Annotated in this window: 3 protein-coding genes; all 3 read left to right on the top strand. The window is 27.7% G+C overall.

Going from position 1 to position 12535, the window contains the following annotated elements; genetic code table 11:
• The first annotated feature begins 124 nt into the window (after positions 1–124).
• The 3 genes from N4A48_RS04525 (at position 125) to N4A48_RS04515 (ending at position 12439) form a co-directional block, all read left to right on the top strand.
• The gene (locus N4A48_RS04525) at positions 125–1306 is read left to right on the top strand and encodes a D-alanyl-D-alanine carboxypeptidase family protein (protein WP_293664621.1); all 1182 of its coding nucleotides are present in this window, start codon (positions 125–127) and stop codon (positions 1304–1306) included.
• 82 nt (positions 1307–1388) lie between these two features.
• On the top strand, positions 1389–3830 hold the full coding sequence (locus N4A48_RS04520; RefSeq protein ID WP_293664620.1) for a sugar phosphate nucleotidyltransferase: 2442 nt from the start codon (positions 1389–1391) through the stop codon (positions 3828–3830).
• A 95-nt stretch (positions 3831–3925) separates the two neighbouring features.
• Positions 3926–12439: a GH36-type glycosyl hydrolase domain-containing protein gene (locus N4A48_RS04515; protein ID WP_293664619.1), complete on the top strand. Its 8514-nt coding sequence runs from the start codon at positions 3926–3928 to the stop codon at positions 12437–12439.
• The last annotated feature ends 96 nt before the right edge of the window (positions 12440–12535 follow it).

The raw sequence follows: 12535 nt of genomic DNA, 5'->3' as shown, positions 1-12535 counted from the left end.
AGTATTAGAATTTCCAACTTTTAGATAAAAATGTATTTAAATTTAATTTATATAAATTATAAATTATAAAAAATAGCAAATATTAAATAGTATTAAAATAAGTAAATGTTTGAGGAGGGGTAAATTGAAATCTAAAATTACAACACTAATGATTATATTTGTATTATTTACAAATATATCAAATGCTCAAAATTATGATATTGATAGATATACAAAGGCTGCTATACTTATCGATCAAGAAAGTGGAAATGTTTTATATGAAAAAAACGCAGACCAGCAAATGCCATGCGCAAGCTTGACTAAGATGATGACTTTATTGGTAACTCTAGACAGCATAAAAAATAATAAAGTATCAAAAAATGACGTTGTGGAGATAAGTTCTAAGGCAGCTAGAACAAGAGGGTCAACGTATAGATTAAAAATTGGAGAAAAGGTTGAATTAATAAACTTAATGAAAGGAATAATGGTTGTATCTGGAAATGATGCTGCTGTTGCAATATCAGAGCATGTAGGTGGAGACACAAAAACATTTGTTGAAATGATGAATAAAAAAGCAAAAGAAATAGGCATGAATAGCACTTCATATATAAATCCGCATGGGCTACCTGTTTATGGAATAAATGGAGATATGGAAACTCCTAAAGAAAATATGTCTACTGCTAGAGACCTAGGATTATTAGCTAAATATTTGATAGATACTTATAAAGATGAAGTTTTGGCTATAACAAGCATACAGACACATACAAATTATAAAAGGGGATTCATAGGGAATAACACTAATGCTTTACTTAGAATAATGCCAGGAGTTGATGGATTAAAGACCGGATTTACAGGAAGAGCTGGATATTGCTTGGTTTCAACTATGAATATAAAAAGTACTGATGCAAATAATAAGGATTTTAGAGTTATAAGTGTTGTGCTAGGAGGTCAAAGCTCTAAAAAGAGAACTAGTGCATCAAAAGAACTTTTACAATATGGGAAAAATAATTTTAAGAAAAGTATATTAGTAAAAAAAGATACTTTTATAGGAAAAACATATTTATATGGACAAAGTGAATTAGAAGTTAACTTAAAAACAAAAGAAGACTTATGGGTTGTAAAAAAAGATAAAGAAAAAATTAAGAGAATTATCTCTTTAGATAACTTAAATTATCCTATAAATGTAGGAGATAAAGTTGGGAAAATAAATTATTATAATCAAGATGGAATAAATATAGCAAGTGTAGATATTGTTAGCGATAACTCAATAAAAACAATATCTATGAAAATAAAATTAAAACTATTTATAAATAGGATTGTAAACTAAATGCATTTAAATTGATTATTTGGAAAACATATAGATAAATAGTTGTTATTTATAAGGAGTGATTAATATTAAAGCAGTTATTATGGCTGGAGGTAAAGGAACTAGATTAAGACCTCTTACGTGTGATATACCAAAACCTATGGTACCAATACTTAACAAACCAGTTATGGAATATTCTATTGATTTATTAAAAAAACATGGAATAACAGATATAGCTGTAACTATGGCTTATATGCCATCTATTATAATAGATTATTTTGAAACTGGAGAAAGATGGGATGTAAATCTTGAATATTTTATAGAAGATATTCCTCTTGGCACAGGAGGAAGTGTAAAAAATGCACAAGAATTTTTAGATGACACATTTATAGTTATAAGTGGAGATGCATTAACTGATCTTGATATAAGAGAAGCTATTGAATACCATAAACAAAAAAAATCAAAGGCTACTATTGTTTTAAGAAGAGAAGATGTTCCACTAGAATATGGAGTTGTTATAACTGATGATTCTGGAAGAATTAGAAGATTTTTAGAAAAACCAAGTTGGTCAGAGGTATTTAGTGATACTGTAAATACTGGTATTTATATATTGGAACCTGAAGTTTTAAACTATTTTGATAAAAATACTAATTTTGATTTTAGTAAAGACTTGTTTCCTAAGTTATTAGAAGATGAAATTCCTATGTATGGATATATTACAGAAGATTATTGGAATGATATAGGAGATTTGAATTCCTATATGGAAACACATTTTAATATATTAGATAAAAAAGTTAGCGTAGATATTAATGCTAGAGAAATAGAAAAGGGAGTATGGATAGAAGATGGAGTTGAAATTGGGAAAAATACTAAATTAGATTCTCCTGTTTATATAGCAAAAAACTCTAGCATAAAAGATAATGTACACATAAACTCATATTCGATCATTGGTCCTAATTGTAATATAGGCAATAACAGTAGCTTAAAAAAGAGTATACTTTGGAAAAATTCTAAAATAGGAAGTAGTACTCATTGTAGAGGGTCAGTTTTGTGCAATAATGTAGAGTTAAAAAGTAGAATAAATACATTTGAAAAATCAGCAATAGGTAAAGGTAGTTTGTTATCTTGCGGAGTAAAAGTAAACCCTAATGTAAAGATATGGCCAGATAAAATAATTAAAGAAGATACAATAATAAGTCAGAATGTAGTATGGGGTACTAAAATAGAAAAAAATATTTTTGGTCATAAAGATGTATATGGTCATATAAATACACAAATAAACCCTGAATTTGCATCAAGGCTTGGGTCTGCATATGCATCTACAATTCATAAGGATGCATCTATTGTTATTAGTTGCGATTGTTTTAATGCTTCACAAATAATTAAAAATTCATTGATATGTGGAATACTCTCAACTGGAGTAGGAGTTATAGATATAAAAAATACTAATCTTGCAATAAACAGATTTGGAATAAGACATTATAAAGCAAAAGGTGGTATACATGTTAGTATAGATCACTTAAAAAGTGATGAAGTTCATATTGAATTTATGAATGAAAATGGAGCAAATATAGATAGAGCAACAGAAATAAAAATAGAAAATTTATTTAACAGAGATGATTTTGAAAGATGCAAGACAAAGGATGTTAAAGATATTATAAGAGTAGATAATTTTAATTATTTTTATATAGATTCAAATATGAAAAATATAAATAATCTTCATGATATAAAAAATATTAAACCTAAAATTTTGATAAGCTCTATATGTAGTGATGTTATGGATTTAGCTTATAAGGTTTTTGAAAAAATAGGTTGCGAAGTATCTTACGATTATTCCATCAAAGATTATGAAGATTTTAATATATATTTAAGCGAAATGTCTAAGTATATAACTGAAAATAATTTAGATTTTGGAGTTGTTCTAAGTCAAAATGGAGAAAGTGTATTGCTGATAGATGAAAAAGGAAGAGTTATAAATAATGAAAAATATAATATTTTAACAACTCTTATTTTATTAAAATCAAAGAGACTTAAAAAAATAGTTATGCCTCATACAGCATCTATGATAATACAAAAATTAGCACAAGAGTACAATGTAAAAATGACTAAAACAAAGCACTCTCAATCTTGCTTCATGAATGAAATTTTAAAAGATGAAGAAAATTTTGATCAATATTTATTCAATTTTGATGGTATTAGTGCGGTTTGTAAAATTATAGATTATCTGGCTCAAAATAAAATAAAACTCAGCGACATGGTAGATGAAATTCCTGAATTTCATTTTATAAAAAAACAAATTCAATGTGATTGGGATGATAAGGGAAGAATTATTAAAAATATAATAATGCAAAGTAATGATAGCGATATAGAACTATTTGAAGGAGTAAGAATTAATACTGACAAAGGTTGGTGCTTGGTTTTACCAGATAGAGAAAAAGCTTTATTTAACTTATACACCGAAGGTATTTGTCAGGAGTATGCTGAAGAACTTTCAATAGATTTAAGTTCAAAAATAGAGAAGTTATTAAAAAATAAGAGGCTATAATGCCTTTTATTTTTATCTATAGTTGAATAAACAATTAAAAATTCAGCCTGAATTAAGTTTCACTTTATCCAATCTTTATAGGAGGAATTTAAGATATGAGTGAGTACAATAAAAAGATAGATGGATATGAAAATATAAGTATGGATAATATTTTATTGAGCAATGAAGAACTTCAAAATCACTCTATGAATATAGCTAAAAAACATATAGTGAGTGAAAAATATACAAGTTGTAGAACTTTATTATCTAGATTGAATAATAATTACAAGGTTATATCTAAATTATATAATCATTTAAATGAAATAGATGAAGACAGAGTAAATTCATCTGGAGCTTTAAAATGGATATTAGAAAATTTCTATAAATTAGAAGAAGAAGTAAAATTTATAAGACAAGAGGTAGATAAAGATAAATTTTTAGAACTGAATATATTAGCAAATGGAATTTTTGAAGGGTTTCCAAGGGTTTATGATATATTGTTTGAACTTGTATCTCACACAGACGCAAAAATAGATGAAGATGTCATAATAGGATTTATAAAATCATATCAAAAGCACAGTATTCTTTCGATTTCAGAAATATGGTCTTTATCTATTATTATTAGATGTTGTATCGTTGAAAAAATAAGGAATATATGTGAACTTCTTTATGAAGATCAAGTGAAATATGAAAATATAAAAGATTTTAATATGAATAATGAAGAAATGATGGAATTTATTAGAAAAGAAATGGATAAACAAAATAAAATTGATTTCTTCTATATTGAATACCTGATGAAAAAAATGAGAAATGAAGACTGTGATTTAGGAAATATAAAAAGTTTTATAGAAAAAAATTTGTCTGAATATAATATAACTTTGGATGAGATAATAGAACTTCAACATAGAGAACAGGCTTATAGACAAATGGCTATGGGTAACTCTATAATGAGCTTAAATCAAATATCTAAATTAAACTGGGTAGATGTATTTGAATCACTATCTATAGTTGAAAAAATATTAAGAGATGATCCAAGTAACATATATGTGAAAATGGATTTTGATAGTAGAGATTATTATAGAAGTAGAATTGAAAAATTATCTAAAAAATATAATATATCTGAGTTTGAATTGGCAAAAAAAGCTGTTGAATTAGCAACTAGAAAAGACGGTAAAGATAATAAATTAAATCATGTTGGATATTACATAATTGGAAATGGAATAACAGAGTTGTTATCATGTTTTGGATACAACGATATTCCAAATAAAAGTAGTAAATATCCATATACAATGTATTTTTCACCTATAGTAATAATAACATTGGCATTAACTTTATTGATGACAACGTATTGTTATAAAATCACAAATAATATATATATTAGTTTATTGGTATTTATTTTTTCTTATATACCATCAAGTACTATCGGTATAAATTTAGTCAACTGGGTGGTAACACACAATGTAGAACCTAGTTTTTTGCCAAAGCTAGAATATAATAATGGTATAGATAAAGATGCTTCAACTATGGTTGTAATACCTACATTAGTTACAAGTGAAAAATCTGTTGATGAACTTATAGATAAGCTAGAGGTATATTATAATTCAAATAAAGAAGATAATATATATTTTTGCATAGCTGGAGATTTTAAAGATTCAAGTCACGAGTATACAGATATAGATAATATTATAATAGAAAAAGCTTTTGAAAAAATAAAAAAGTTAAATGAAAAGTATAAAAAAGGAGATATATTCTTTTATTTTCACAGACATAGACAATATTCAAAAAAGGAAAATAAGTGGATGGGATGGGAAAGAAAAAGAGGGGCCCTAGTTGAACTAAATGAATTGTTAAAAGGCTCTAGCAATACTTCTTATTCAATGATATCATCAGATATTTCTCATATACAAAACAAGATTAGATATATAATCACTATTGATGCGGATACAAATCTTGTTATGGATAGTGCTAAAAAATTAATAGGAACTATAACTCACCCTTTAAACAAAGCTGTTTTAAGTAAAGAAAGAGACATAGTTGTAGAAGGCTATGGTATTATACAACCTAGAATAGGACTTGATATTGATAGTACAGGAAAGAGTATGTTCACAAAAATATTTGCAGGTCAAGGTGGAATAGATAGTTATACAACTGCTATTTCTGATGTTTATCAAGATTTATTCTTTGAAGGAATTTTTACAGGAAAGGGTATATACGATTTAAATGTATTTGATGAGGTTCTTAAAAAGGCTATTCCTGAAAATCAGATTTTAAGTCATGATTTATTAGAGGGATGCTATATAAGAACTGGACTTGCAACGGATATAGAGCTTATAGATTCTTATCCATCTAACTACAGCTCTTTCAGCATGAGGCTTCATAGATGGATAAGAGGAGATTGGCAGCTTATAAGATGGTTGTTTTCAAAAAGTCCAATATCGAATTTATCTAAATGGAAGATAAAAGATAATTTAAGAAGAAGTTTAGATCCTATATCTACATTAATTTTAATTGTATTAGGACTTACTATTCTGCCGGGATATTGGTGGATTTGGGTAGGATTTTCAATTTTTGCCTTCATACTTCCTATAATTTTAGAATTTATAAACTGTATAGTATGTAAATATTATAAAAATATAACTACAAAGACAAATTCAGATTTGATATATGGATGTAGGGAACTATTATATCAAGCTTTAATTTTATTTATTTTTCTACCATATCAATCATATTTAATGATTGATGCTATAAGTAGAACTTTATATAGGGTTTTTATATCTAAAAAAAATCTATTAGAATGGACAACTGCTGCTGATGCGGAAAAGAAAATTAAACATGATATGAACAGCTATGTAAAGAGAATGCAAGTATCTATTTATGTATCTGTCATCACATTTGTCCTTGTATACGTGTTAAACCCTAGTAATGTTATATATGCTCTTTTGATATGTTTGTTGTGGACTATAGCACCTATTGTTGCTTTTAAAATAAGTCAGCAGATTGAAAGAAATAGAAAAATTAATGTTAGTAGAGAAGATGTATTGCTAATTAGGAAAATAGCTAGAAAAACTTGGCAATATTATGAAGACTTTGGAGGAAAAGATCAAAACTATCTTCCAGCTGATAATTTTCAGCAAAATCCGTATAACGGAATAGCTGAAAGAACATCACCTACTAATATAGGATTTTTATTGATATCAATAATGTCTGCAAGAGATTTAGGATATATATCTACTACGACTATGTTAAGTAAAATAAATAATACATTACAAACTGTAAAAAAGTTAGAAAAGTATGAAGGACATTTATTTAACTGGTATAATAATAAAAATCTGAAAGTTCTACTTCCTAGATATATATCTACTGTAGATAGTGGTAATTTTGTAGGATATTTGATGACTTTAAAGCAAGGTTTAATAGAATATATCAATAAACCTATAGTAGATAAATCGATTTTAGAGGGAATCAGAGATAGTATGATACTTTGTAATTGCGAATACACAGATATAGAAACTCTTATTGAAAAAGAAGATTTGTGTATTAATGATTTTGAAAAAATATTTGTGGATTTAATTCTAAATGAACAATTTTTTAATAATAAAGATTTGAATATATCCGATTTTATTAAAAGTATTATATATGATATTAATTCTTTTTTATTGAATGATTATCATAAGGAATATTTAAGCAGTATTGACAATTTATATGAATTAGTGAATGAAGTAAATATAAATACAGATATGCTAAATCTTAGACAAATCTACAACAATATCTTAAAGAAAATAGATGAGATAAAACCTAAAAATGAGGATAGTCACCCTTTAAAAGTTGAAGAGTTAGCAAAAACAAAAGAGGTTATATCTACTTTAATAAATAATATAGATAAACTTGAAAATCAGATAACGGATTTAATTAAAATTATAGATGACATTGTGGAAGACACAGACTTTACAAAGTTATACGATTTTGAAAAAGACTTGTTCTCAATTGGATATGATATAGATACCAATAAGCTTACAAATTCATATTATGATCTTTTAGCATCAGAAGCAAGACTTACAAGCTATATTGCTGTTGCTAAAAAACAGGTACCTCAAAAACATTGGTTCAAATTAGGAAGATCATTATCTGTAGTTGATGGATACAGAGGATTGGTTTCTTGGACTGCTACTATGTTTGAATATTTTATGCCTCCTCTTGTAATGAAAAATTATAGTAATTCACTTTTAGATGAAACGTATAATACTGTAATTAGAGCTCAAAAAAAATATGGTACTAAGAGAGAAGTACCGTGGGGTACTTCAGAGTCTGGTTATTATAAATTTGATATTGATTTGAATTATCAATACAAGGCTTTTGGAGTACCAGATTTAGGTCTTAAAAGAGGACTTTCTAAAGATATGGTTATATCTCCATACTCTACTATATTAGGGTTACTATTTGATGAAAATGAGTGTATCAAAAATATTAAAAAACTTATTGATATGGGAATGGAAGGAAAGTATGGATTATATGAAGCTATAGATTTTACAAATGATAGAGTTTCCCTAAATAAAGAAAGCTCTATAGTAGAAAGTTTCATGGCACATCATCAGGGAATGAGCTTTGTAACTATTAATAATTATTTGAATTTCAATATAATGCAAAATAGATTTCATGCAGACCCAGCTGTAAAAGGAGCAGAAACACTGCTTCAAGAAAAGATACCAGTAAGAAGTATCATAACCAAAGAATATAAAGAAGATATAAAACCTTTAGAAAAAAATGAAAATATTAAGCCCCAGGTGATTAGAGAATATGATGAAGTTAAATCTGGAATTCCTAGATGTCATATCCTATCAAATGGTAAATATTTGAGCATGCTTACTGATTGCGGAGAAGGATATATTAAAAAGAATAAATTACAGGTTAGCAGATGGAGAGAAGATTTAGCAACAGGCAACTATGGATTATATATATTTGTAAAGAATTTAAATGATAATAATATTTTTTCAACTACTTATAAACCTATAGATAATAAACCAGACTATTATAATGTAAAGTTTTATCAAGATAAGGCCGAATTTATAAGAAAAGATAATGACATAATAACTAATACAAAAATTGTAGTATCTACAGAAGATAATGCGGAAGTAAGAAAAGTTACTATTACTAATAATTCTAATGCATCTACAGTGATTGAGCTAACTAGTTATTTAGAAACTGTTCTTATAAATCAAGCTGCTGATATTGCTCATCCAGCATTCACCAATTTATTTATAAGAACGAAGCCTATTTTAGAATATGAGAGTATAATATGCTCAAGAAGACCTAGAAGTGAGAGTGAAAAAAAGGTGTGGATGGCTCATACTGTTTCTACCAATGCTGATTGTATAGGAAATTTAGAGTATGAAACAAATAGAGATAATTTTATAGGTAGAGCTAATAATATTAAATATCCAAAGGCTTTAAATCAACCATTAACTAATACCTGTGGAGCTGTATTAGATCCGATAATGAGTTTGAGAAAGAAGGTTAATATAGATGCTGGTTGTAGCATTGATGTATTTTTTACTACTTCTGTTGCTGATAATATGGATGATATATTGGAATTGGCTAAAAAATATCATGATATATTTTGTATGGATAGAATATTTGAATTAGCAAACATTAGAAGTCAAGTCGAAAGCTCGTATTTAGATTTTGAAGAAGAAGAAGTATCAACTTATCAAGATATGATACCTCATATACTATATTTAAGTCCTAGCAAGAGAAGGTATCAAGATATAATAAAGAATAATAAGAAGGCTCAAAATTCTCTTTGGGCTTATGGAATATCGGGTGATATACCTATGATTCTTGTTAGTATAAAAAATAAAGAAGAAATTGATATAGTAAAACAAGTTTTAAATGCCCATGAGTATTTTAGAACGAAAGGATTAGTTGTTGATATTTTAATTTTGAACGAGGATGAGAGTAATTACTTACAACCACTTCAGAATCTTATAATTGAAACTGTTAGAGCAAAGTATGGATATGATTTAATAGATAAGCCGGGCGGTATATTTATAAGAAATGCAAACACTATACCTAAAGAAGATCAAACTCTTTTTTATTCTGCTGCAAGAATAGTTTTAAGATCTGGATGCGAATCAATTAAATCTCAATTAAATTATGATGATGGTGACTATGAGATAAAGCAAAAAATATTTAACCATGATAATACAGAGTATGAGAGTTTAGGTGAAGAGTTAGACCTTGATTATTTTAATGGATATGGAGGGTTTGCTAAAGATAAAAATGAGTATGTTATAAGTATAAAAGAAGGTATTACAACTCCTCTACCTTGGATAAATGTAATATCTAATAAAAAATTTGGATTTCAAGTATCAGAGAATGGATCAGGATATACATGGTGTGAAAATAGTAGAGAAAATAAGTTGACTCTATGGTCAAATGATCCAGTAATAGATCCAAGTTCAGAGGCTATATATATAAGAGATGATTATAGTGGACGCATATGGACTACAACACCTCTTCCGATAAGAGAAAAGGAAGATTATACAGTACATCATGGGCATGGGTATTCAAAATTTGTTCATGATAGTAACGGAATAAAACAAGAACTTGTTATGTTTGTTCCAACTGATGAATCTATCAAGATTAGTAAAATTAAGCTTAAGAATAAAACAAATAACAAAAGAAAATTAACTCTTACAAATTATATAAGACCTGTAATGGGGGTTAGTGATCAGACTATGCAAAAATATATAATAACAGATATGAATGATGATATAATGATTATTAAAAATCCTTATAACCCAGATTATTCATCTAAAATAAGTTATATGGCATGTTCTGAAAAGATTAATTCTTATACAGGTGATAGATTAGAGTTTCTAGGATCTAATGGAGAATTAAAAAGTCCAGCAAGCTTAAAAAGAGAAACTCTTTCCAATAATGTGGGAGCTGGATTTGATCCATGCGCATGTATACAAACCTGTATAGAACTTGATATTGATGAGGAAAAAGAAGTCGTATTTTTATTGGGACAAGGTAGTAATATTGAGAATATACAGTATATAGTAGAAAAATATAAAAATATAAATGAAGCTAAAAATGCACTATATGATTCGATTAAAATGTGGGATGATGTATTAGGAAAAATTCAAGTTAAGACTCCAGATTTGTCTATGGATTTGATGTTAAATAATTGGCTTTCTTATCAAAATATATGTTGTAGAATATGGGCAAGATCAGCCTTTTATCAATCAGGAGGTGCTTATGGATTTAGAGATCAACTTCAGGATTCTATGAATGCACTAAATTTAATTCCAAATCAGACTAGAGAACAAATATTGCTTCATTGTGCACATCAGTTTGTAGAAGGAGATGTACAGCATTGGTGGCATCCTGGACCTGAGGATGATAAGGGTATAAGAACTAAATTCTCTGATGATTTACTTTGGTTACCTTATGCAACTATTGAGTATATAAAAAGTACTAAAGATTATTCGATATTAAAAGAGGAAGTTCACTTTTTAGAAGAGGAAGAATTAGTAGAAGAGGATGAAAGATATGGTGTACCTAGAGTATCTGAGGAAAAAGCGTCCGTATATAATCACTGTATAAGAAGTATTGAAAAATCATTAAAATTTGGAGAACATGGTATACCTCTTATGGGTTCTGGAGACTGGAATGACGGCATGAGTACTGTTGGAAATAAAGGTAAAGGTGAAAGTGTATGGCTTGGATGGTTTTTATACACTATTTTAACTGATTTTTCAAAGATATGTGAGCAAATGGATGATTTAGATATTCAAAAAAGATACAATGATTATGCTAAAAAAATACTAAGCTCAATAGAAGAAAATGCATGGGACGGTAAGTGGTATAAGAGAGCTTATTTTGATGATGGAACTCCTCTAGGATCTATAGAAAACTCAGAATGCATCATAGATTCACTAGCTCAATCTTGGGCTGTTATATCAAATGGTGGAGATGAGGCTAGAAGAGAGGAAGCTATGGAATCTTTAAATAAGTATTTAGTAAAAGAAGATGAAGGAATGATTCTTTTGTTTACACCTCCGTTTGATGAAGGTAACATAAATCCTGGATATATAAAAGGATATGTGCCTGGAGTTAGAGAAAATGGTGGTCAATATACTCATGCAGCAACGTGGGTTATAAAGGCATATGCTATGATGGGAAAAGGAGACAAGGCATGGAATCTTTATAATAGTATAAACCCTATAAATCATACTAGAACGAGTAAAGAGTGCTTAAAATACAAGGTAGAACCATACGTTATGGCAGCTGATGTATATTCTACTAATTCTCATATAGGTAGAGGTGGATGGACTTGGTATACAGGAACAGCAGGATGGATGTACAAAGTTGGTATTGAGGATATTTTGGGACTTAAAAAATATGGAGATGAAATAGAGATAAATCCATGTATACCTAAGGATTGGAAAGAGTATTTAATTGAATATAAGTATGGTAAATCTAAATATAATATATTGATTAAAAATCCTAATAAAGTAAATAGGAATGTAAAATATATGATTATTAACGGAAATAAGAATAAGTCAAATAAAATAAAACTTATAGATGAAAATAAAGAGTATAATGTTGAGGTTATATTAGGATAATATACCACTTAATTGGTATGAAATCTATAGATTTCATACCAATTAAGTTATTCAATTCATTAAATACAAATAAGATTAAGAATATTTTAATATATT

The sequence above is a fragment of the Tepidibacter sp. genome (assembly GCF_025210165.1).
Classification (GTDB): domain Bacteria; phylum Bacillota; class Clostridia; order Peptostreptococcales; family Peptostreptococcaceae; genus Tepidibacter_A.
This window is presented reverse-complemented; position numbering and strand designations above follow the sequence as displayed.